General features: G+C 54.8%; 18 protein-coding genes and 1 pseudogene. 17 read left to right on the top strand and 2 right to left on the bottom strand.

Annotated features, from left to right (window positions below; all coding sequences use genetic code 11):
• Nucleotides 1–224: 224 nt before the first annotated feature.
• The 9 genes and pseudogenes from N0M98_RS00320 to N0M98_RS00280 all read left to right on the top strand — a co-directional run.
• A complete protein-coding gene (locus N0M98_RS00320; RefSeq protein WP_259616604.1) occupies nucleotides 225–1,616 on the top strand; it encodes an ABC transporter substrate-binding protein in 1,392 nt (463 codons plus the stop codon).
• A 102-nt stretch (nucleotides 1,617–1,718) separates the two neighbouring features.
• On the top strand, nucleotides 1,719–2,660 hold the full coding sequence (locus N0M98_RS00315) for a carbohydrate ABC transporter permease (RefSeq protein ID WP_259616603.1): 942 nt from the start codon (nucleotides 1,719–1,721) through the stop codon (nucleotides 2,658–2,660).
• Nucleotides 2,657–3,493 carry a carbohydrate ABC transporter permease gene (locus N0M98_RS00310; RefSeq protein WP_259616602.1) on the top strand — a complete coding sequence of 279 codons (837 nt, stop codon included), beginning with the start codon at nucleotides 2,657–2,659 and terminating at the stop codon, nucleotides 3,491–3,493. Before N0M98_RS00315 ends, N0M98_RS00310 begins: the two co-directional genes overlap by 4 nt.
• Before the next feature lie 41 nt (nucleotides 3,494–3,534).
• Nucleotides 3,535–4,536 (top strand): Gfo/Idh/MocA family protein, encoded by a 1,002-nt coding sequence (locus N0M98_RS00305; RefSeq protein WP_259616601.1) that lies wholly within the window; start codon nucleotides 3,535–3,537, stop codon nucleotides 4,534–4,536.
• A 618-nt stretch (nucleotides 4,537–5,154) separates the two neighbouring features.
• The gene (locus tag N0M98_RS00300) at nucleotides 5,155–5,925 is read left to right on the top strand and encodes an FHA domain-containing protein (protein WP_249862413.1); all 771 of its coding nucleotides are present in this window, start codon (nucleotides 5,155–5,157) and stop codon (nucleotides 5,923–5,925) included.
• A gap of 71 nt (nucleotides 5,926–5,996) precedes the next feature.
• Nucleotides 5,997–7,289, top strand: coding sequence for a UDP-N-acetylglucosamine 1-carboxyvinyltransferase (murA, locus tag N0M98_RS00295; protein WP_259616600.1), 1,293 nt, complete (start codon nucleotides 5,997–5,999; stop codon nucleotides 7,287–7,289).
• Between the two features lie 27 nt (nucleotides 7,290–7,316).
• The gene (locus N0M98_RS00290; protein ID WP_249862415.1) at nucleotides 7,317–8,141 is read left to right on the top strand and encodes an inositol monophosphatase family protein; all 825 of its coding nucleotides are present in this window, start codon (nucleotides 7,317–7,319) and stop codon (nucleotides 8,139–8,141) included.
• Nucleotides 8,138–8,836, top strand: a complete 699-nt coding sequence (locus N0M98_RS00285; RefSeq protein WP_259616599.1) for an HAD family hydrolase — start codon at nucleotides 8,138–8,140, stop codon at nucleotides 8,834–8,836. The genes N0M98_RS00290 and N0M98_RS00285 overlap by 4 nt, the downstream gene beginning before the upstream one ends.
• 46 nt (nucleotides 8,837–8,882) lie before the next feature.
• Nucleotides 8,883–9,428: pseudogene (locus N0M98_RS00280) on the top strand (transposase); the annotation flags it as partial.
• A 48-nt stretch (nucleotides 9,429–9,476) separates the two neighbouring features.
• On the opposite strand, the gene N0M98_RS00275 reads toward N0M98_RS00280, so the two are convergent.
• Nucleotides 9,477–9,932, bottom strand: a complete 456-nt coding sequence (locus N0M98_RS00275; RefSeq protein ID WP_259616598.1) for a DinB family protein — start codon at nucleotides 9,930–9,932, stop codon at nucleotides 9,477–9,479.
• 312 nt (nucleotides 9,933–10,244) lie between these two features.
• Complete coding sequence (locus tag N0M98_RS00270) at nucleotides 10,245–11,138, bottom strand: helix-turn-helix transcriptional regulator (protein WP_259616597.1); 894 nt, start codon at nucleotides 11,136–11,138, stop codon at nucleotides 10,245–10,247.
• Between the two features lie 152 nt (nucleotides 11,139–11,290).
• Here N0M98_RS00270 and N0M98_RS00265 point away from each other — a divergent pair, with 152 nt between their 5' ends.
• From N0M98_RS00265 to metG, 8 genes are all read left to right on the top strand, one after another.
• Nucleotides 11,291–12,673 (top strand): sulfatase family protein, encoded by a 1,383-nt coding sequence (locus tag N0M98_RS00265; RefSeq protein WP_249862418.1) that lies wholly within the window; start codon nucleotides 11,291–11,293, stop codon nucleotides 12,671–12,673.
• 207 nt (nucleotides 12,674–12,880) lie between these two features.
• Complete coding sequence (locus N0M98_RS00260; RefSeq protein WP_259616596.1) at nucleotides 12,881–13,837, top strand: iron-hydroxamate ABC transporter substrate-binding protein; 957 nt, start codon at nucleotides 12,881–12,883, stop codon at nucleotides 13,835–13,837.
• 273 nt (nucleotides 13,838–14,110) lie between these two features.
• Nucleotides 14,111–15,628, top strand: a complete 1,518-nt coding sequence (locus N0M98_RS00255; RefSeq protein WP_259616595.1) for a sulfatase family protein — start codon at nucleotides 14,111–14,113, stop codon at nucleotides 15,626–15,628.
• Nucleotides 15,629–15,844: 216 nt separating this feature from the next.
• Entirely contained in the window at nucleotides 15,845–17,497 is a 1,653-nt protein-coding gene (locus N0M98_RS00250; protein WP_259616594.1) for a DUF4091 domain-containing protein, read from the top strand.
• Nucleotides 17,498–17,582: 85 nt separating this feature from the next.
• Nucleotides 17,583–18,959 carry a sulfatase family protein gene (locus N0M98_RS00245; protein ID WP_259616593.1) on the top strand — a complete coding sequence of 459 codons (1,377 nt, stop codon included), beginning with the start codon at nucleotides 17,583–17,585 and terminating at the stop codon, nucleotides 18,957–18,959.
• 200 nt (nucleotides 18,960–19,159) lie between these two features.
• Nucleotides 19,160–20,497, top strand: a complete 1,338-nt coding sequence (locus tag N0M98_RS00240; protein ID WP_259616592.1) for an ABC transporter substrate-binding protein — start codon at nucleotides 19,160–19,162, stop codon at nucleotides 20,495–20,497.
• 69 nt (nucleotides 20,498–20,566) lie between these two features.
• The gene (gene yidD / locus N0M98_RS00235; RefSeq protein WP_249862424.1) at nucleotides 20,567–20,827 is read left to right on the top strand and encodes a membrane protein insertion efficiency factor YidD; all 261 of its coding nucleotides are present in this window, start codon (nucleotides 20,567–20,569) and stop codon (nucleotides 20,825–20,827) included.
• A gap of 438 nt (nucleotides 20,828–21,265) precedes the next feature.
• A complete protein-coding gene (gene metG / locus N0M98_RS00230; protein ID WP_259616591.1) occupies nucleotides 21,266–23,257 on the top strand; it encodes a methionine--tRNA ligase in 1,992 nt (663 codons plus the stop codon).
• The last annotated feature ends 37 nt before the right edge of the window (nucleotides 23,258–23,294 follow it).

Here is a 23,294-nt window from a genome sequence, read left to right as displayed (position 1 = left end):
TTTGCCGCAACGGCCTGCGCCCGCTGCAGTGCTTCCTGCCCATCGGCGGCGATGTCCGGGCGCGGAATGACAATTAGTTTATCGCCGAAAAGTGTACATTGAGCTAGGCGGCGGCTGCATTTAAGATTAAGGCAAGTCGATCGACGGCGATGAATGCAAGCGGGCGCCGCACACGCTTTACAAACGGCCGAACTATGAATGACAACTAAGGCGGGGGGAAATGCATGACCATGATGAAACGCAAGAAGGCACCGGTATGGAGCAAGCGTGCAGCCGCAGCGGCTGCTCTTATGATGACGGCAGGCGGGCTGCTTGCCGCCTGCTCGGATGAAGGCGGCAAGCCGTCGTCCGGCGCGGGGAGCGAGAAAACCGTTACGCTGACGTTTGAAACTTCGCTGTATGCGGAAGCGCCTCATAAGAAGGCGATCGATACGCTGATTTCGATGTACAACGAAAAAAATCCGAACGTGAAGATTACAGTTCACGGGGCAGATTACGAAAATTTCTGGGACAAGTTAACGACGGAGATCATTGCGGGTACGCAAGGGGATATCGTACAGGTGTACCCGGAAAACATCGCGACCTATCATTCGCTGGTCGACGGAGGCGCGTTCGTCAATCTCGATTCCTACATCAAAGGCAAGGATCTGGAGAAGAAGCTGGTCGGCCAGGAGCTCAGCAAGGTAGACGGCTCCTACTATGCGATATCGAACTACGCTTGGGGAAACACCGGTATTTTTTATCGAAAATCGCTGTTCGAAAAGGCGGGTATCGATCCGGGCAGCGTCCGTACTCTGGAGGATTTCAAAAATGCGGCGACCAAGCTCGGCGTCGACACGAACGGCGACGGCAAGCTCGATCAATACGGCTTCGCTAGCGTCGTAGGCTCTCATCCGTTCGTCGCTTCCGAGTGGTACCGCCTGGTCGCAAGGCCGGTTTCGGGAGGCATCTTCTTCCCTGACGGCGAGGCGGGACCGTATACGGCCGACCGGATTCATGTGAACAGCGAAGCGAATGTGTGGGCCGCCGCATGGTGGCAGGATTTGATGAACAATCCGCAGGCTACGCCGCCGGGCACTCGCGACAAGAAGGTCGGGCGGGAAATGTTCTGGAACGGCCAGGCGGCGATGAATATGGACGGTCCCTGGTTTATCGGGATGACCAAGGAGCGGGACGCGAAGCTGATGGACGATCTGGGCTTGCTGCCGCAGCCGGTGGTTCAGTACAAGGGCAAGGACTACAAGCCGAATCCGCATACTAACCCTTCCGTCGCGATGATTTCCAAAAAGAGCAAGCATGTGGAGGAAGCGTGGAAGTTTCTGGAGTGGATGACGAGCCCGGAGGCGCAGCAAGTGATCGCCGGTTCGGGCATGATTCCGAGCAATAAGGACTATGTGGCGACGGACGCTTACAAAAAGGATAATCCGCTGGCCGTCCAGTTTATGGAATTTCTTAACGACCGCTACGCACCTGCGGTAATGGACCCTCCGATTCCGGAGCAGGGAAGCCTGTCGCAAATTATCGTCAACACGGCGCAGGACATATTCGTCGGCAAGAAAGATCCGAAGGCGTCGCTGGATGAAGCGGCCAAGAAGATGAAGGAAGCGTTAAATTAACCGGAAACGGCATGTCCGGGGGCGTCCGCACATTCTGCTGTGATGGCGTCCGCCCGCCGCTTGCCGGAGAGAACGGGATTAGCTGAAGAGAAGGAGGGTCTTATGAAACATGCAGAAGCGGCACCACGTTACGAGCAGCCTTCCTTATTGAAGAGGGAATTCAAAAGATGGCGCGACAACCGGGTCGGCTACCTGTTCATTGCGCCGCTCGTGATCGCGATCGTCCTGGTACTGCTGTATCCGATCGGCAAGGCTATGCTCATGAGCTTTCAATATTGGCTCGTCACGAAGCCGAAGGGCGGACATCCTTTCGTAGGGCTGGACAACTATGGCGGCTTGTTCCGGTCGGACTATTTTTTTACATCGCTTTATATTACGTTTTTGTACATTGTCGTCACGGTGGCGCTCCGGTATTTGCTCGGCCTGGGAACGGCTCTGCTGCTTCATACGAAGTTCAGGGGCAGGGGCCTGGTGCGGGCTATGGTCATTATTCCGTGGGCGGTTCCGGAGGTCGTAACCTGCCTCGTGTTCATATTGATGTACGATTATCAATACGGAGTGATCAACGATATTTTGTTGAAAATGAATATATTATCGAGTCCGGTCGCCTTCTTGGGCGATTCGCGCACGGCGCTCGGCGCGGCCATGTTCGTCAATGTGTGGAAAGGCTTCCCTTTTGCGGCGATCATGCTGCTGGCCGGCTTGCAGAGCATTCCCAAGGATTTGTACGAAGCGGCGACGATGGACGGCGCCGGTATTTGGCGGCAATTCCGCAGCGTGACGCTGCCGCTATTGCGGCCGGTATCCGTGGTCGTCTTCCTACTCTTGGTCGTCTGGACGATCAAAGATTTCGGCATCGTGTATGTGCTGACGGGCGGCGGCCCTAGCCGGGTTACGGAAATATTGACGATTTTTATTTACAAGGTCGGATTCAAGACGTTTAATTTCGGCGTGGCCGCAGCGGGCGGTATGATTTTGCTGCTGGTCTCGATCGTCTTTACTTTGATCTACCTGAAAGCGACGAAAGCGGGGGAGACGACGTGAAGAAACTGCGCCTAGCATGGATCTATGTTTGCGCCGTACTGATATCTTTATTTGCCGTCGGCCCGTTTCTATGGATGATCGCGACTTCGCTCAAGCCGCCCGGCGACATCTACAGTATGCCGCTGAATTATTTGCCTTCGGCTATCAATACAGGCGGTTATAAGGCGATGCTGAACCCGTCCGCGGACGATAACCTGAACTTCGTCAAATGGTTTTACAATACGACCGTCGTCTCCTTGCTGACTACGCTATTCTCAATTATCATTTCCGCCCTCGGCGGATATTCGATGTCCCGGTTCCGCTATCGCGGGCGCATGGCTATCGGCTATTTGATACTGATTACGCAAATGCTGCCGGGCTCGCTGCTCATTATTCCGTTATACATCATCATGAAGGAATACCAGCTGCTGAATTCTCACATCGGGCTTGTGATCGCCTATTCCACCGTGGCGATACCGTTCTGCACCTGGATGCTGAAAGGCTATTTCGACAGCGTTTCCTATTCGATCGACGAGGCGGCCATGGTGGACGGAGCGAGCCGCTTGGTAACGTTTATCCGCATCATTCTGCCATTGACGCTTCCGGGACTGGTCGTGACGGCGATCTTTTCGTTTCTGACCAGCTGGAATGAGTTTCTGTTTGCCCAAACGTTTTTGAGCGACTACGGCAAATGGACGCTGTCGGTCGGGATCGCCAGCTTTCAGGGGCAGTATGTCGTCAACTGGGACTACTTGATGGCCGGCTCGGTCATGACAACGCTTCCGATCGTGGTCGCGTTCTGGGCGCTGCAAAAATATTTGGTCAGCGGGATGACCGCCGGAGCGGTGAAATGACGTTTATGCGAAAAACATTGGATAAGGAGCGGTATATATCTATGATTAAGTTCGGAATTGTCGGAATGGGCATTAGAGGAAGTCTGTTTGCGGATACGATTCGCCAAAATCCTTATGCGGAGCTTGCGGCCGTCAGCGATGCGTTCGAAGAGACGCTGGAGAGAAACAAGCGCAAATACGGCGTGCCCGGCTATCTGCGCGTAGAGGATATGATCGAACGCGAGAAGCTGGATGCGATCGTCATCGCGACGCCGGATTTTCTTCACCGCGAGCCGGTGATGCTTGCCGCCAGGAAAGGCATCCATATGATGGTCGAGAAGCCGTTCTCAACGATCGTCGAGGAAGCGGAGGAGATGGCGGAAGCGGTCAAGGCGGCGCAAGTCAAATGTCTGGTCGCTTTCGAGAACCGCTGGAATGCCCCGTTCGCTGCCGTGAAGGAAGCGGTCGAGCAAGGGCAGATCGGGAAGATCGTCACCGTGAACTCCCGTCTGAACGATACGATCTATGTGCCGACCCAAATGCTCAAATGGTCGAAGAATTCGACGCCAGGCTGGTTTTTGTTCCCGCATGCGACCGATATTGCGCTGTGGCTCAAGGGCGTTAAGCCTACCAGGGTCTATGCGGTCGGAACGAAGAAGAAGCTTGTCTCGATGGGGATCGATACCTACGATGCGATCCAGTCGGTCGTCACGTTCGAGGACGATACGCATGCCACGTTTACGACCAGCTGGATTTTGCCGGAATCGATGCCGCTGATCTACGATTTCAAGTATGAAATTATCGGCGAGCACGGCGCGCTGTACGTCGATCTGTCCGATCAGATGGTGCGCAAGGCGACCTCCGACTACAGGCATATGCATACGCTGGGGACGCCGATCAACGGGCAGTTTACTTCCGCGCCGAGCTTTATGCTCCATTCGTTCATCGATAATATCCGGCTGGATACCGAGCCGGACAGCGGAGTCGATGCCGGTTTGCTGAATACTAGACTCGTGCATGCGATTCATCGTTCGGTGGAGACGGGCACGATCCAAAGCGTGTGAAGACGAAGGGGATGACGGGTACACTGCGGGAAACATATGCGAGCCTTGGAGCCATTTGCTCCAAGGCTCGTATTTCTTGTTGTTTAGGAAATGAAGCACAGCCATATCCTGTGGATATCCGTGGGCTCCCCCGAAAGGAATGTCTACCCATAGAACGATCCCAGAGGAATGGTTAGACGCCGATCCAGCTTAGGCTGGATGCGGACGGAATAAGCTTCAGTGCATCACGTCACTACCCTGGAAATTACTCTTGGTACCCCATTTCCATTGTCTGTGGTGCCGCGTAGCGGCATGGATGGCTTTTGGGGGATTTGTTCCGCCAGCCGGTCTCGGGCGCGGCAAGCCGTGCAAATCGCGAACCCATATGGGAACATATGGGATTTCTCCGTTCGGCAGCAACCTTTTGGCCCGCCGTTTCGTATAAAATGGAATAGGCTTCTTTACGCGTTTTTCCGCTCGCAGGCGATATGCGCCGGGATTAGCCGGCCGCGTCAGCGAAAAGTGAGCGATTTGTCAGGAAGGTGCATTACCATTGCCGGACAAAATAGGGTAAGATGATGAAGAACGCTTTTTTAGCGGCCTTTCCATGAAGTTTTCTCATAAAGGTGTTGTTATGAAATGATGGTAAACGATATTCGGGTACATAGAGCGGACTCTTCGGCCGCCAGAACCAATCAGCGGCAATCAGCCGAGGCAAGCCAGTCGGACACTTACGCCTGTCTGTATATCATCAGAGGGGAGCCGCATCGTGCGGGGACCTGCATCAACTTGAATACCGACAGTTGGGTCGTCGGGCGCTCGTCCAACGATGAAACGCCGGATCTGGCTTTTTCCAACGCGTTTATTTCCCGCAAGCATCTGATGATTCGCAGGGAAAGGGACAAGGCGGTGCTGTACGACATGGGCAGCAGGCACGGCACGGAAGTGAACGGCGTCCTCATTGAGCCGCATACGCCGCATACGCTGCAGGCATTCGACATCATCAAGCTGGCCAAAGGGATGGTGGTCATCCACTTCTCTTATTTGTTTGCGGATCAGACGCTGGAATTCGAGCCGATCAGCTATACGCAGCAGTTCAACTTTCAAGAGCTCGGCTTCTCTATTAACTGGGAGAAACGGGAGTGCACGGTCGAAGGGCAGCGCATTGTGATGTCCGAGAAAGAATACGGACTGATCAAGCTGCTGTACGATCAGGCGAATCAGCTGGTGCCGTTCGACGAAATCAAGAAAACGGTGTGGCCGGAAAGAACGCTGGGCTTAGGCGGCGTGCCGGATGTCAGTATGGATGAATTGAATGCTTTAATATATCGGATTCGCAAAAAATACGGGAAAGATACGTTTACGATCAGCGCCGTCCGCGGCAGCGGGTATGTCCTGGAGAAGGACTGACGCATCCCGTCTTGACGGGGCGGACGGTTCGCTTCTTAAAGTAAGCGTCCTTACGGAAGGCAGGAACGATTGTGAAAGTGATACAAGTGCAAACATCAGGTCCGCTTCACGGCAGCGTAACCGTTCAAGGCTCCAAGAACAGTTCGCAGGCGCTGCTGGCGGCCGCTTGTCTGGCCGACGCTACGGTAACTCTGGAAGGAATCCCGGGCAGCAACGATGTCCGCATCATTCGCCAAATCGGTTTGGACATCGGTCTTACCATAGAGCGTACGCCTATGGGGGACATGCTGATCGATCCGCGATTCATTCACAGCGCGACCATCGATCCGGGCAAGTCGTCTGCTTACCGTTCCTCTTATTATTTCGTCGGCGCGCTGCTGGCCAAGTTCGGTAAAGTGACCATCGGATTTCCCGGAGGCGACGATTTCGTATCCCGTCCGATCGATCAGCATATTAAAGGATTGCGCGCGCTCGGCGCAGAATTTACATTTCATAGCGATCATTATGTCGTCGAAGCGAAAGAGCTGCGCGGAGCCGATGTCTATTTCGACACGATCACTATGGGGGCTACGATCAATGTCATGCTGGCGGCGGCGAGAGCCAAAGGCAGAACGCGCCTGAGCAATGCGGCGACAGATCCGGAAGTCGTAGATACGGCCAATTTCCTCAATCAGCTCGGGGCCAAAATCGTCGGCGCGGGAACCGATCAAATCCGCATTGAAGGCGTGCCTTACCTCGGAGGCGGGCGGTACGCCGTCATTCCGGACCGCCTGATTGCCGGTTCGTTCCTTATGGCGGCAGGCATCAACGGCGGGTCTGTGACTGTGGCTAATGTCATACCGGAGCATATGGGCTCCTGCCTGGCGCAGTTAAGAGAAATCGGGCTGGAGATCGAAACGGGCGACCAAAGCGTCACGGCGCATTCGGACGGCCGCCTGCGCGCGACCCGTGTAAGAACGGGGATGTATCCGGCTTTTGCGACCGATTTGCAGCAGCCGCTGACGGCGCTGTTAACCCGGGCGCCCGGCAAAAGCATCGTCACCGAGCGGGTATTTGTCAAACGTTTCAATCATATTCATCAGCTTAAGCGTCTGGGCGCCGATGTATGGGTGCGCAAGGAGAGCGCCTATATTAAAGGCGGCGTGCCGCTTGTCGGCAACTGGGTTCACGCGACCGACGTCCGGGCCGGAACCTGCCTTATTTTGGCGGGACTCGCCGCGGAGGGGACGACGCGAATCACCGGAGTGGAGCATATTGAGAGAGGTTACGAGGATGCGGTCGGAAGCTTCCGCGCTCTCGGCGCGCGAATTGAATCGACGGAGTGGAAGGCGGGGAACGCAGAGGCCGGATTCGTCGGCATGTAGTTTGGCAAGCCAAATCGGATGGGGAGGATGAAAGCAGCGGTGGAGCAGATTTTAACGTTAGCGGAAGAGGTTGCGGCGCAGGCGGCGAAAGCGGCGGGGGCCGTAGCCCGCAATTTGTTTCAGCGGGGCTTTAAGGTCGAGGAGAAGGACGAGAGCGGAGATCTGCTTACGGAAGCGGATTTGCTTGCCGAACAGGTCATATTGCACAGCATCCGGGGGATGTTTCCGGAGCATCAAATACGCAGCGAGGAATCCGGCTGGTCCGGAGTCGAGGGGGACTGGCTGTGGCTGGTCGATCCGCTCGACGGCACCAATAATTTCGCCGTCGGCATGCCGCTTTTCGGCGTCTCGATTACTTTGATTTACCGAGGCATGCCTATGCTCGGGATTATTTACGATACGATGCAGGACAAGCTTTACACGGCCAGGAGGTCGGCTGGCGCAGTCTGCAATGAAACCGTTTTCCGGATACAAGAGAAGCCTGCCTCCAAGCGAATGACAATAGGCTGGATTCAAGGCCATCAGGTACAGCAGGATAACCGGGCTTCCCGGCTGCGCCTGCATATCGAGCAAAACAGCAAACGGCTGCTTCGTCTGTGGGCGCCGACGCTGCAATGGGTCATGCTCGCGCGAGGTCAAATCGACGGCATTGTGCTGTATAATTCGGAAGGCGACGACTTGTATTCGGGTCTGCTGCTTGTCCAAGAAGCGGGAGGGGTCGTCATGGATTTCGACGGCAACCCCTTCGACGGGATGAACGCCGAGCCGTATATTATCGCTTGTCCGCCGGACCGCAAGGAAGCGCTGCTGCAGCTTGTCCGCAGCGGGCTGCAGGCGGAGGCTGCGCTATGATCCGGGCGGTGCTGTTCGATCTGGACGGAACGCTGCTGGACCGGGATGCCTCGGTTCGCAAGTTTATTCGCCGGCAGCACGAGCGTCTCCACCGGCATGTCGGCCATATTGACGCGGAGGAGTATTGCTCCGCGTTCATTACGCTGGATGCCAAAGGATACGTCTGGAAGGATCGCGTCTACGCGGAAATGACCGAACGGTTCGGGATACACGGGCTGACGCCGGATCAGCTGTTAGCCGATTATATTGCCGGGTTTGCGGACAGCTGCGTCCCTTTTCCGAATATGATCCGTCTCCTTGACGAGCTGAGCGACAGAGGAATCGCGCTTGGGATGATAACGAATGGATTCACGGCGTTCCAAATGAACAATATTAAGGCCTTAGGCATACAGGATTATTTCCGAACGCTGCTTATTTCCGAGCGGGAGGGATTGCGCAAGCCGGACCCGGCGATTTTTTTGCGGGCGCTTGAACGGCTTGGCGTTACGCCGGAGGACGCGGTATTCGTCGGCGATCATCCGGTCAACGACGTTCAAGCGGCGCAGGCCGTAGGGATGAAGGGCGTGTGGAAGCGCGACCCTTATTACGACGCTCCCGGAACAGCGGACGCGGTAATCGATGATTTGTCCGAGCTGCCGTCCTTTTTGTTTGGCTGTTTTCTAAAAAAATGCGGCTATCCTGCGAATCCTATTTGAAAATTGTTATTATATATAATACCTTTCAGATAGGAGAGAGTTTCGTATGGCACAAGCCTGGTTAGACCTTTATGCACAATTTACAGACTTGTCTATGGAAGATCAAAACAGTTGTTTGAAGCGATAAAGAAAGATGTGTCTACTGAACCAATGAAGCCAAGTGGCTTATATAAAGGAATTCGATAATCACGCTTTCGGAACGGTTTAGCTTGTATTCATTGTGGTAGTTTGCGTGTGAAGCGAAACGGTACTTACCGCGAGCGTCAACGATACTTCAACGATATAAGTGGAACGCCACTTTCTGGCACCCACAGTCCTGCGAAATGGATGAAATATTTTTTGATGATGGTTGACAGCAAAGGGAAGCCACTACCAAAAATAGCTGTTGAACTCGATATTCACGTTGCTACAGCATTTTATTGGAGGCATAAGATACTTAATGCCTTTCGGTCAGTAGGTCATGCCACTTTGTGTTGCATTGTTGAAAGTGATGAAACTTATGTCTTGGAAAGTGACAAGGGTAGAAAAGGAGGCATTACAGCCTCGTAAAAGAGGCGGCAAAGCTACAAAACGCGGAATAAGTGATGAACAAAGCAAACTAATTTCAAGTTAAACTCGATATTGGGGCTTGGCCTAACAATTAATGTGACAGTTTATTCCTGATTTGCTCTAAATGATGAATATCATGTTTTGAAAATATACTAATGTAACTTTCAAGAGTAAATTGTCGTTTGCCAGAACCAATAGTGAATCGTATGTCGCTTTTGATACTATCGATAGCCTCACATAGTTGGTTTCGTGTATATACAAACTCATCAATTAAAGCAACCATGTTCTTGAAGTTACTGATATACTGAATCCCTTCATTGTTGTGGAAGTCATGATCAGGGAATGCAATTAGATTTGCTCCTTGCGCCATGCAAGGGATATGTTGTTCTAAAATAAATTTATCCCAATAGTATAGGTGCCCAATTATTTCCCTAATTGACCATTTCCCTTCTTTAATAGGGTCAAGCATTTTATACTCTTCATTTTCTTTTATCATTGCTATCTCTTTAGTTGTGTCCTGATAACTAATAATTGCTTTCAAGCTCATTTGATTATCTCTCCACCATATATAAAATTTAGATTCTGGAATTATTATACTTTAAAGAGATCTAGCCTGTAAAGAACATATGTTCTTAATGATTGGATATTATTAATATGAGTTAGGATAGCTATGATTACTTAAACAACAATATTTTTAAAAAACAACCTTTTTGTTTAAGTAATCGGTCGGCTGTGCGAAGTTGCCGTACGCCGGACGTCTTAAAAGGCCCTCCGAGGGCCGCGGGCCGCAGACCGGAGCGGAGGACGTTGGCGTCTTCGCGCCCGGTCTTCTTTTTGCAAGGAAAGCGAAGTCAAGGCCTCACCTTGCGGGGAGATCTTGTTCCAGCTCCGGTTGCGGGAGAGCCGAGCTATGCTTGCGGCAGTAAGACGGAGACGCGCCGAAATAAAGGCTGAACGCGCGCGAAAACGTAGCCGTATCCGAATAGCTGAGACTTAAAGCGATTTCGGTAACCGTCAAGCCGGTTTCTCTAAGCAGCTGCATCGCTTTGTTCATCCGCAGCCTCATTAAATATTTGAGCGGAGAAATGCCCAGATGCTGGGTGAACACTTTGGAAAAATACGTCCGGTGAATGCCGGCATGCTGCGCAATATGGTTGACATCGATAGGTTCCGAATAATGAGTGTTCATATAGTCGAGGCTTTTCTTGACCCAGTCTTTTTGCCGGTGCTTCGGCGAGCCGTCCGCTTCAGGACGTTGGTCCAGCAAATCGATAAGCTCGTACAGCAGGCTCAGAAAGCGCAGCCTCGTCCGGCCGGGACGAAGCGCGCCCGCCGACCAGAAGTGCTGCAAGGTAAGCGCCACCTCGGTCGTTCCTACGCCCTTGGCGTAAGGCTGCCCGGGGTGAATCCCGATCATGGAGAGCAGGGCTGCCGCCTGATCTCCGTCGAAGGCGACCCAAGCCATCTCCAGCGGGACGGCGGGATCGGCCGGCCTGTAGCTGTATATCCGCTGCGGGAATAGACAGAAGACGTCTCCTTTATGCAGCTGGACGATGTTGTTCTCGTATTGAAACAGTACGGAGCCTTGCTGGACGAAATGAAGGCTGAAATGATCGGTCGCCCTCGGGCCGGCGTTATAGCTGGGCTTCGTTTTGTTGCGCCCCAGCCGAACGAGCCAAAGGCCGAGCGACATGTCCGTCTCGTCGGGCGTGAAATACATATTTTCCGCATATTCCTGAGTGTATTCTTTCATGGGTCCCACTTCCGAATGTTTTCTTCAGTATACTCATAACCTTACAAAATGCAAAGCCGAGGACACATTTAGCCATTGTTCCGCCTGCGGTATGACGATATAGTGAGGCTAGAATCATCCATATCTTATCCGATGAAAGGACTACTTCCAAGATGAATCGTACTAATGTCTTATTCATTTTGTCCGACGACCAGGGCGCATGGGCTATGGGCTGCGCCGGGAACAGCGAGATTCGCACGCCGAACCTGGACCGGCTCGCCGCAACCGGGATTCGTTTCGATAACTTCTTCTGCACGTCGCCGGTATGTTCGCCGGCCCGGGCCACTTTACTGACCGGACGGATTCCTTCCCAGCACGGCGTGCACGATTGGATTCGCGAAGGCAGCATGGGCGAGGGAGCTATCGAATATTTGCACGGGCAGACAGGCTATACCGAGCTGCTTGCCGCAGGCGGATACAGCTGCGGCTTGAGCGGCAAATGGCATCTCGGCGACAGCATTCATCCGCAGAAAGGCTTCTCCCATTGGTTCGTTCACCAATCCGGCGGCAGCCCGTACTACAATGCGCCGATGATCCGTAACGGTGAACCTGTCGTCGAGCCCGGCTATTTGACCGAGGTGATTACGGACGATGCGCTGCAGTTTTTGGATCGGCAGACGGAGGAAGAGCCGTTTTATTTGAGCGTTCATTATACGGCTCCGCACAGTCCATGGATCGGCAATCATCCGGAGGAATACGTCAAGCTGTACGAAGATTGCCCGTTCGAGTCGTGTCCGCAGGAGCCGGCTCATCCGTGGACGATTCCCGACGCCCCGTGGGGCAGCGATTGGCGCGAAAATTTGAAGGGGTACTTCGCCGCGGTGACGGCCATGGACGCGCAGATTGGAAGGCTGATCGACAAGCTGGAAGAGAAGGACTTAAGGGAAAACACGCTGATCGTCTTTATGGGAGACAACGGCTTTAACTGCGGCCATCACGGCTTCTGGGGCAAAGGCAACGGAACGTTCCCGCAAAATATGTACGACACCTCGGTCAAAGTTCCCGCCATTTTCAGTCATCCGGGCACGCTGGCCGAAGGAGAGGTGTGCTCTGCGATGCTGAGCGGCTATGATTTCATGCCGACTCTGCTCGAATACGTAGGGATCGAGCATCCCGGCGCCGCAGGCCTGCCGGGGGCCAGCTTCGCTCCGCTGCTGCGCGGCGAATCGATGAAGGAACGGGAGCATATTTTCGTCTTCGACGAATACGGACCGGTAAGGATGATTCGCAATCGCGAATGGAAATATGTGCACCGGTATCCGTACGGTCCTCATGAGCTGTACGATCTTGCGAGCGATCCCGATGAACGCGTCAATCTTTTGGAACATGGCGGAGAAGCGAGCGGGGAACGGGCGGCGGAACTGAAGGCCGAGCTCGACGAGTGGTTCGTCCGCTATGTCGACCCGCGGCTCGACGGCGCGCGCGAAGCGGTTAGAGGAGGAGGGCAGGTTGCCCTCGCAGGAACGGCGGGCAAAGGCAAACCAGCCTTCAAATAGACGTTCATACAAGCAAGCGAAAAGCGGTGTCTTCATCGTCGGCGGACGATGGGCGCCGCTTTTTCGTCTTTGGCTTTGGAGCGATTCGCTCGGCGTAATTATTTTTGGCAGTATTTTTGGAGATGCAATTGATGTCCGGTAATGTTATAATCTTACGGTGATAATGATTATCATTATTGAAATACCTGTAAGAGGAGAGAATTTACAATGACAATGAGCGCAGCCAAGAAACTAAATATGATCGTCCTTGCGATTTTGCTTGCCGCCATGCTGACGGCTTGCGGGAAAGCTCCGGATACCGGATCGGCTCAAGGAGAAGCGAAGCAGGATAATGAAACGGCCGTGCATCATACCGATAACGGGGATATTACGGTTCCCAAGAACCCGCAGCGGGTCGTCATGCTGGCGGACAGCTACCTCGGCGATTTTCTGGTGCTCGGGATCAAACCGGTGGGCGTAACGGATAATGCTTTTACCAACGCCTATTTTCAAGGCAAGCTTGACGGAATCGAAAATCTAGGCGAAGGCACGTCGCTGGAAAAAATATTGGAGCTGAGGCCCGATCTGATTGTTACGTACGCAGCCGCGGACAATATTGAGCAGCTCGGCAAAATCGCGCCGACGATTCCGATCCCGTACGGGAAGAAAACGTTCCGGGACCAATTGAAGGAATTCGGCCAATTGACCGGCCGCGAGGCCAAAGCGGATGAATGGATTGCCGCCTGGGATAAAAAAATTGCCGAAGCCAAGCCGAAGGTGCAGGCGGCCGTCGGAGACAAGACGGTGTCGATCCTGCAGCCGTATGCCAAAGGCATTTATGCCTTCGGACACAACTATGCCAGAGGCGGCGAAATTATCTACGGCGAGTTTAAGCTGAAGGCGCCCCAGCCGATCCAGAAGGAAGCGATCGACAGCGGCATAGGCTACGCCAACCTGTCGCTCGAAATGCTGCCGTACTATGCCGGAGATTATATTTTCACAAGCGCCTGGTCGGGAGACAACGCCGATCCGGAGGTCGTATACGGAAGTGCCGTCTGGAAGGGACTTCCCGCCGTCAAAAATAACAAAGTATTTAAGCTCGACCCGCGTTCCTCGCTGTTTAACGATCCGATCTCCCTCGATGCGGAGCTGGATTGGATCGTGGAGCAGCTGACCCGGTCTTAAAATAACCGAACCGATCGGCCGGCGTCACGATTGCGCCGGGTGATATGAAACGGAATAAAAGCCATAATTTGAAGCTTTCCGCTTCCCTCCCTCAAGGAGCAGCGGAAGGTTTTTTTGTCGCCTGACATTCGCGGAAGCGCGGTCGGGATTTGATTAAGGTAATATACAAAATGCAAAATAATTGTTACACCATGCCATTGTATTTAAAGAGTTTAAACTTATATAGTAAGAAGTAGAATATACAAAATAACAAGTCTGGATGGTGAGAAAGGCATGAGCAAGCGCAGGCCTAACATTTTGCTTATAACAAGCGATCAGCAGCATTGGAATACGATAGGAGCGTTCAATCCGGAGCTGCAAACTCCGAATTTGGACCGGCTTGTGAGCGAGGGCACGACTTTCGGCAGAGCCTATTGTCCCAATCCGACCTGCACGCCTACGAGAGCGTCGATCGTGACGGGGATGTACCCGAGCCAGCACGGCGCTTGGACATTGGGGACAAAGCTGCTGGAGGACCGCGTGACGGTCGGAGATTTGCTCGGCGAGGGCGGTTACCGGACGGCGCTGATCGGGAAGGCGCATTTTCATCCCATCGGTTCGACGGAGGAATATTCCTCGCTGGAGGGGCGCGAGAAGCTGCATGATTTCGCTTTTTGGCGGGATTTCACAGGCCCGTATTACGGCTTCGAGCACACGGAGATGCTGCGCAACCATGCGAACGAATGGTTGGTCGGGCAGCATTACGCGCTGTGGCTGGAGGAGAACGGCTGCGCGAACTGGAGAGATTACTTCACCCCGCCGATCGGAACGATGGATGCAAACGAGCAGTTTCATTGGCCGATTCCGGAGCGGTATCACTACAATACGTGGATTGCCGAGCGGACGAACGCGCTGCTGCAGCAGTACAAGGAGCAGGACGACGCGTTCTTCCTGTGGGCCAGCTTCCCGGACCCGCATCCGCCTTATTTGGCACCCGAACCGTGGTGCGATATGTACGACCCCGATCTGCTCACGATACCCGAGGGCGCGCCGGGAGAACATGAACACAATCCGCCGCACTTCGGCATGACCCAGGAGCGGGAGCCGGATTTCTCCGCTTACAAGGAGACGGGCTTCGGCATCCACGGCTATCATTCTCACGTTCGGATGACGGAGGCGGAGCGCAAAAAGGCGGTTGCCGTCTACTACGGGATGATCAGCTTCATGGACCGGTACATCGGCTCGATCCTGAACAAGCTTGACGAGCTCGGGCTGAGCGAGGATACGATTGTTATTTTTACGACCGACCACGGCCACTTTTTCGGGCATCACGGACTCCAGGCCAAAGGGGGCTTTCATTACGAGGATTTGATCCGCGTGCCGTTCGTCGTCCGCTACCCGGGGCGCGTGCCTGCCGGCGCCGCGTCGGATTCGATGCAATCGCTCGTCGATCTGGCTCCGACGTTTTTGTCGATGGCGGGACTGCCTGTCCCTCCCGCGATGACCGGAATCGATCAAAGCGCCGTATGGGCGAATCCGCAGCTTAGCGCAAGGGAGCATATCGTTTGCGAATTTCATCATGAGCCGACGACGATTCATCAGAAAACGTACGTCGACCAGCGGTATAAAATAACCGTTTACTATAACCAAACCTACGGCGAGCTGTTCGACCTGGAAACGGACCCAGAAGAGCGGCATAATCTGTGGGACGAACCGTCGTGCAAAGAGCTTAAAGCCGAGCTGATGCTCCGGTACATCTGGGCCGAGCTGGGCAAGGAACCGATGCCGATGCCGCGAATTTCCCACGCCTAGCCCGAGCCTGGCACATGCCTAGCCCGCGCCGGGCGCTATAGGGCAAATCTCGCATATGCGGAGAAATTTCGCTTATGGACAAATGAATACGTTCTTATTAATCTAACATTGCAACGCTGCAGCGAACCCCGGCATCGGCGGATGAAGCGCAGGGCCGCATGCCTCGGCTTATTCGGCTGCAGCTTGACCAATGGATACAGCGAGGGGGAAGAGAGGTTGTCGAATTTATTGAAAACCGTAGTCATTAGCTCTTTGTCCAAAGTGTTTGCCGACGAAGAGGCGATCGATCCTCTTTTGAAAAAAGCAAGCGCATTCAGCAATGAAACGTATGCCTATCAAATTGCTTACCGTTCGCCGTCGTTGATGAAAGCGGTGCGGGTCAGCGTACGGTCGGAGCTGGCGGAAGCGATCTCGGTCCGTACGGTAGGCCTGGCGCCTTCCGAGCTGCCCTGGATGCATGACGCCGACCGCCATGTGCTGCGCACGACGCCGGGGCTGTATCCGGACCCGCTTTACCCGATCGACGAGCAGGAGGGACTGACGTTGTTCCCCGGCCAATGGCGGGCTCTGTGGGTCACCGTTTCGCTGGACGGAAGTCAAGCGGCCGGCCAGTATGAAATCGAGGTCCAGTTCGATAACGAGCAAGGGGAATGTCTGGCGTCGGAGAAAATGGTGCTGGAGATTATCGGCGCCAAGCTGCCGGAGCAAAAGCTGATTCATACGGAGTGGTTCCATACGGACTGTCTGGCGGTGCAGTATGGGGTGGAAGTATTTTCCGAACGGCATTGGGAGCTGATCGACCGATATGTCGATACGGCGGTGCGCCATGGGGTGAATATGATCCTGACGCCGGTGTTCACGCCTCCGCTCGATACCGCCGTCGGAGGAGAGCGTCCTACGGTTCAGCTCGTCGATGTGGAGCAAACCGGCTCGTCCTACCGCTTCGGCTTCGATAAGCTTCGCCGCTGGGTCGAGCTGTGCAGCAAGCGGGGAATCCGCTACTTCGAATTCTCCCATCTGTTTACTCAGTGGGGGGCGAAGCATGCGCCCAAGATTATGGCTGACGTTGACGGTGAATACAAGCGGATTTTCGGCTGGGATACGGATGCGAACGGCGAGGCTTACCGCGGTTTTCTGGAGCAGTTTTTGCGCGAGCTCGTCGGGTTTATCCGCGATAACGGCCTGGAGCAAAGAAGCTTCTTCCATAACTCGGACGAACCGCGGATGGCCGATATGGAGCAGTATCGGAAGATCAGCGAGTTTACGCGCAAGCATTTGCAAGGATTTCCGATTATCGACGCGCTGTCGGATTATGCGTTTTATGAGAAAGGGCTGGTCGAGCGGCCGATTCCGGCCAGCAACCATATCGAGCCTTTTATAGAAAACGGCGTTAAGCCTCTCTGGACGTACTACTGCGTATCGCAGCGCAATCTCGTGTCGAATCGGTTTTTTAATATGCCGTCGGCGAGAAACCGGATTATCGGCATGCAGCTGTACAAATTCGACGCCGAAGGATTTTTGCATTGGGGATACAATTTCTGGTTTTCGCAGTATTCAAGGAAGCCGATCAATCCGTTCGTCAATACGGACGCGAACCATTCTTTCCCTTCCGGGGATGCGTTCCTCGTCTATCCAGGCGAGGAAGGGCCGATCGAATCGATTCGCATGGAAGTGTTCTATGAAGCGCTGCAGGACTTGCGGGCGCTGCAGCTGCTCGAAAGCTATATCGGCAAAGAACGCGTCGTCGCGCTGCTGGAGGAAGATCTGGAACAGCCGATCACGTTCAGCGAGTATCCGCGTTCCGCCGAATGGCTGCTCGCCAAACGGGAGCAATTAAACCGCTTGATTGCGCAGCATGCGCAGGGTTAGCCGGGCAACCTCCGTCTCCGGCGGAGGCGGCGCCGGCCGCAAGGGGTCGGGACCACAAGACAACTCAGTATGGAGACGATGAGAAATGAACAAGAAACAACCGAATCTGTTGTTCGTATTCCCCGATCAATGGAGAAGACAGGCCGTCGGCTTGTTTAACGAGGATGAAGTAAGCACGCCGAATATCGACCGGTTCGCCGGGGAAAGTTTGACGCTGAATCATGCGATAAGCTGTTTTCCGCTTTGTTCGCCCAATCGTTCCGTTATGCTGACGGGCCGTTATCCGCTATCGACGGGCGTGACGAGCAACTGCAAGCTGGGGCTGCCGATCAAGCTGAACGACGATGAGCTGACGATCGGAAGCGTGCTGAAGGAAGCGGGCTACCAAACCGGCTATATCGGCAAATGGCATCTCGATGTGCCGGAGCAGTCCCAAGAGCCCGAGCCGGCTTCGGGTGCTCGCCATTGGGATGCCTACATACCGCCCGGCCCGCGCAGGTTCGGCTTCGATTTCTGGTATTCCTACAACGCCTACGATCGTCATATGCATCCGCATTATTGGCAGGATACGCCGCAGATGATCGAGCCGAACGTCTGGTCGACCGAGCATGAAACGAACGTGGCGATCGATTATATCCGCAGGCGCGATCCGGATCAGCCGTTCTGCCTGTTCGTGTCGTGGAATCCGCCGCATCAGCCGTTCGAGCAGGTCCCGGAACGCTATAAAGCGATGTATGCCGATAAGCCGGTGAAATACCGTCCGAACGTATGGGGCGACGGGCTGGCCCAAGCGGAGCAGCATCTGCGCAATTATTACGCCGCGGTGACGGCGACGGACGACCAGTTCGGCCGTTTGCTCGCTGCGCTTGAAGAAGAAGGGCTCGCGGATGATACGATTGTCGTACTGACGTCCGACCACGGGGAAATGATGGGCTCGCACGGCTGGCTGGAGCATAAGAACGTATGGTACGAGGAATCGATCGGCATTCCGTTCTTTATCCGTTATCCGGGGCGCATTCCTTCCGGCGGCAGCGATTGTTTGCTGAACAGCCCCGATCTTGTGCCTACGCTGCTCGGGCTGATGAACGTTCCGGTACCGGAGAAGGTGCAGGGGACCGATTGCTCCGCCGTTTTCCTCGGAGAAGGAGGCAACGAGCCTGCGTCGGCCTTCATATGCCATTATCCGGGAGGCGTCGACGAGCACCTGAAGGCGAGGGAACAAGGGGTGGAGATCAACGCTTACGGCTGGCGGGGCGTTCGCACGCACCGGTACACCTATGTGGCCAAGCGCAGCTTCGGCGACGTCGCCCTGACCAGGCTCTGCTTCGATAACGAGAGCGATCCGTATCAATTGAACCCGCTGCGCTTCGACCAGGCTCCGAAGGAAGGGCCGGCGCTGCTGTTGGAACGGGAGCTGGGACAATGGCTGGCCAAGCTTGACGATCCGTTTGAGCTGATCTGAGCGGACGCAAGCCGGGCCGAATGAAGGCGGGACGAGAAACAAGCTTGCAAGAACGACGAAGATAAAGAAGCAAGGAGACGGCAGGGGCGGAGGCGGCTTCGCCGACAGATGCAGACGGACAACGAGAACAATGCGGACGGCCGGGCGATAAGCCCGTGCCGCCTCCTCGCCGTCGAATTCAAAGGGGGACTTGGATAGCTATGGAAAAGAGGAATGAGTATGATGGATCGTCCGGAAGCGGTTATAGAAAAAAAGGAGCCGCTTCGCTTGCAGCTATTTTTTTATGCCTAGCTGTAACCGCTTGCAACGGCTCGGCTGGGGATGCGTCCGAGCCGGCTCCGGCGGCGGATAAGCCATCGGTTCAGAACAGCCAGGAGCCTGTTGAGCTGGTCGTCTATAACGCATCCAACTCCACCGCAACGGCAGAGGCGTTCATGGATAGCGATATCGGCAAAGAAATTAAGGAGAAATTCCCTTATGTCACGATCAAGTTCATCGCCACCGGCAAGGGGACGACACCCAACGAATTGCTTGTTTCCGGGCAGGACGTCGATTTGATTCTCTGCTCCGTCTTCTCCTTCCCGGTGCTGGCCGACACGGGGCTTTTGTACGATATCGGCGATTTGATCAAGCAAAATCGCTACGATACGAGCCGGCTCGTGCCTAACGCGATCGAATTCCAGAAGCAATTCGGAGGCGGCGTCTACGGCTTTCCTGTTGCGAGCGCTCCGACGGCGCTGTTTTACAACAAAGACATCTTCGACAAGTTCGGCGTTCCGTATCCGAAGGACGGCATGACCTGGGACGAAACGTACGAGCTGGCCAAACAGCTGACGCGGACGGATGCAGGAACGTCCTACTACGGATTCGCTACGCGCTACCCGTTCATGTACAATACGAACCAGCTGTCGCTGTCTTATTACAATCCGGATTCGCAGAGCGTTCAGGTGTCGGACGACCGCTTCAGGCTGTTCATGGAAAACTTCACCCGCTTTGCGCAAATTCCCGGCAATGAGAAAGCGACGACGGATATGTTCGCGAAGGAGAAAAATGTGGCGATGATGGCGTATCAGATCGGGCGCTGGGATTTCGACAGCTGGGATATGGTCAGCATGCCGACCTTCAAGGAAGCGCCGGGCATCGGATCGCAGGATTACGGCACGTATATGAACATTTCCAGCACGAGCAAGCATAAGCAGCAGGCGTTCGAGGTTCTTGAGGCGTTAACGTCCGATGAATACCAGATGAAAATATCGAAGGCGGGCACCCTGCCGATCGTCCGCACTCCCGAGGTCGTTCAAGCGTTCGGGCAGCTGTCCGATGCTGCAAGCGGGAGAAACTTCAAAGGGAAAAACGTCGGCGCATTTTTCCCCAAGGAGAGAGCCCGGCCGTCTTACGTCACCAAGTATGACGATGCGATAGCCAAGCGGATGAACACGGCCTTTGCACAGATCGTCTCCGGCGGCACGAATCCGGTCAGCGCGCTGCGGGAAGCCCAGGAAGGGGCTGAGAAGGACGTTTCGGCCATGAAGAAGTAAGCTTGACTCCCGTCCTCCGATCGGGCATCATACGAAGTAAGACCGCTTACCCATCGGAGGGCGATTGCTATGAAAAGAGTGCTGCAGGGCGGCGTGCGCTTTTACCGGAAGTTTATTTCGCCGCTGAAGCCGCCTACTTGCCGGTTTTACCCCACATGCTCGCAATATGCGCTCGATGCGCTGGAGCTGCACGGGCCGGTCAAAGGAAGCTGGCTCGCCGTCAAACGAATATGCAAATGCCATCCGTTTCATCCCGGAGGCATCGATTATGTTCCCGAGCCGGAACGCAAACCGGAGAAGCCGCGGAACGATGCGGCGCAAGAGGAATAGAAGCGGAGTGCGGCGGCGGGCCGGACATCGCGGGCGATAACCGCATCGCGCCGCCTGGTACGGACTTGACAGAGGTTAGTACTTTTCGCTATATTTGGCTTAACTGCATAAAGAATATGCCCTATGAACGGATGAGTACTTTGCCTGAGGTCGTACAGAGAGCCGGGAAGCTGAGAGCCGGTCGACGGAAAGCATAGGAAGATGGTCCGGGAGGACAGGAAGGCGAGCGCGGAATCGGACGAGTGCCGTACGGGCAAGCCCTCTTCGCTGTTCCGGCGTTAACGGAAAGTCGCAAGTTATGACTGCTGAGCCTTGAGCTATCGTATCATTCGGTACGAAAGCCGGGGGAAGTTGGGTGGTACCGCGTGAGCACAAGCTCTCGTCCCAAGATGGACGAGGCTTTTTTTTATTTGTACAAAGAAAAAAGGAGCGATTCCCATGACCAAGGAACAACAATCGTTTTACATTACGACCCCGATTTATTATCCGAGCGACAAACTGCATATCGGCCATGCCTATACGACGGTGGCCGGCGATGCAATGTCCCGTTACAAACGGCTGCGCGGCTATAACGTCATGTATTTGACGGGCACCGACGAGCACGGCCAGAAGATCGAGCGCAAGGCGCAGGAGAAAGGCGTGACGCCGCAGCAGTTCGTCGACGGCATCGTCTCCGGTATCAAGGAGCTGTGGAGCAAGCTGGACATTTCTTATGACGATTTCATTCGGACGACCGAACCAAGGCACAAGCAATCGGTCGAGAAAATATTCGCCCGTCTGATCGAGCAGGACGACATTTATCTGGGCACTTACGAAGGCTGGTATTGTACCCCTTGCGAATCGTTCTTTCTCGAAAACAAGCTGGTCGACGGCAAGTGTCCGGACTGCGGGCGGCCCGTCGAGCTGATCAAGGAGGAGAGCTACTTCTTCCGGATGAGCAAATATGCCGACCGCTTGCTGAAGTATTATGAAGACAATCCGGATTTCATTCAGCCGGAATCGCGCAAAAACGAGATGATCAACAACTTTATCAAGCCGGGACTGGAGGACTTGGCCGTATCGCGGACGACGTTCGATTGGGGCGTGAAGGTGCCGAACGATCCGAAGCATGTCATTTACGTATGGATCGACGCGCTGTCCAACTATATTACGGCGCTCGGCTACGGCAGCGGCGACGACAGCAAATACCGGACGTTCTGGCCGGCCGACGTCCATCTGGTCGGCAAGGAAATCGTCCGTTTCCATACGATCTATTGGCCGATTATGCTGATGGCGCTCGATCTTCCGCTGCCGAAGAAGGTGTTCGGCCACGGCTGGCTGCTGATGAAGGACGGCAAAATGTCCAAATCCAAAGGCAACGTGGTCGACCCGGTAACGCTTATCGACCGTTATGGCTTGGACGCCCTTCGCTACTATTTGCTGCGCGAAGTGCCGTTCGGCTCCGACGGGACGTTCACGCCGGAAAGCTTCGTCGAGCGGATCAACTTCGACCTGGCCAACGACCTCGGCAATCTGCTGAGCCGCACAGTCGTTATGATCGACAAGTATTTCGGCGGCAGCGTACCGCCTTATATCGCAGGAGCGACCGAATTCGACGGCGCTCTGCTGGATACGATCAGCGCGGCGGTTCAAAAAGTGGAAGAAGCTATGGAGAAAATGGAGTTTTCCGTAGCGCTCGGCGCGATCTGGCAAATGGTCAGCCGCACGAACAAATATATCGACGAGACGCAGCCATGGGCGCTGGTCAAGGACGAGAGCAAGCGCGACACGCTTGGCTCGGTGCTCTACTGCCTGGCCGAGTCGCTGCGGATCGTCTCGGTGATGCTGCAGCCGTTCCTGACGCAGACGCCGCGCAAGATGTGGCAGCAGCTCGGTATTCAGGAAGGGGCGCCGACGGCTTGGGATACGATTCACAAGTTCGGCACGCTGCCTAGCGGCACCCGCGTCGAAAAAGGCGAAGTGATGTTCCCGCGGCTGGAAGCGGAGAAGGAGACGGCTTATATCGCCCAAGCGATGGGCGGAGGAGCGGCTCCCGCGCCGGCGGAAGCTGCCGGCCAAGCGGCGGTCGCTGCGGACGCATCCAAGCCGGAGGCGCCGGAGGGCGTTCAGGAAATCTCGATCGACGATTTCTTCAAGGTCGATCTGCGCGTCGCCGAGGTGCTGGCCGCCGAGCCGGTGAAGGGCGCCGACAAGCTGCTGAAGCTGCAGCTCGACCTCGGGTACGAGCAGCGCCAGGTCGTCTCCGGCATCGCCAAATTTTATAAGCCGGAGCAGCTCGTAGGCCGCAAAGTGATCTGCGTGACGAACCTGAAGCCGGTGAAGCTGCGCGGCGAACTGTCGCAGGGAATGATTCTCGCCGCATCGCACGGAGATCAATTGACTTTGGCGACAATTTCTGATGCACTTCCTAACGGATCTGTGGTAAAATGAGGATTGTTCACGTTAACATATGCTATGAATAATCTAT

This window comes from Paenibacillus doosanensis, assembly GCF_025060755.1.
Taxonomy (GTDB): Bacteria; Bacillota; Bacilli; order Paenibacillales; family NBRC-103111; genus Paenibacillus_S; species Paenibacillus_S doosanensis.
Note: the sequence above shows the minus strand (reverse complement) of the source record. Positions and strands in the feature narration are given on the sequence as shown.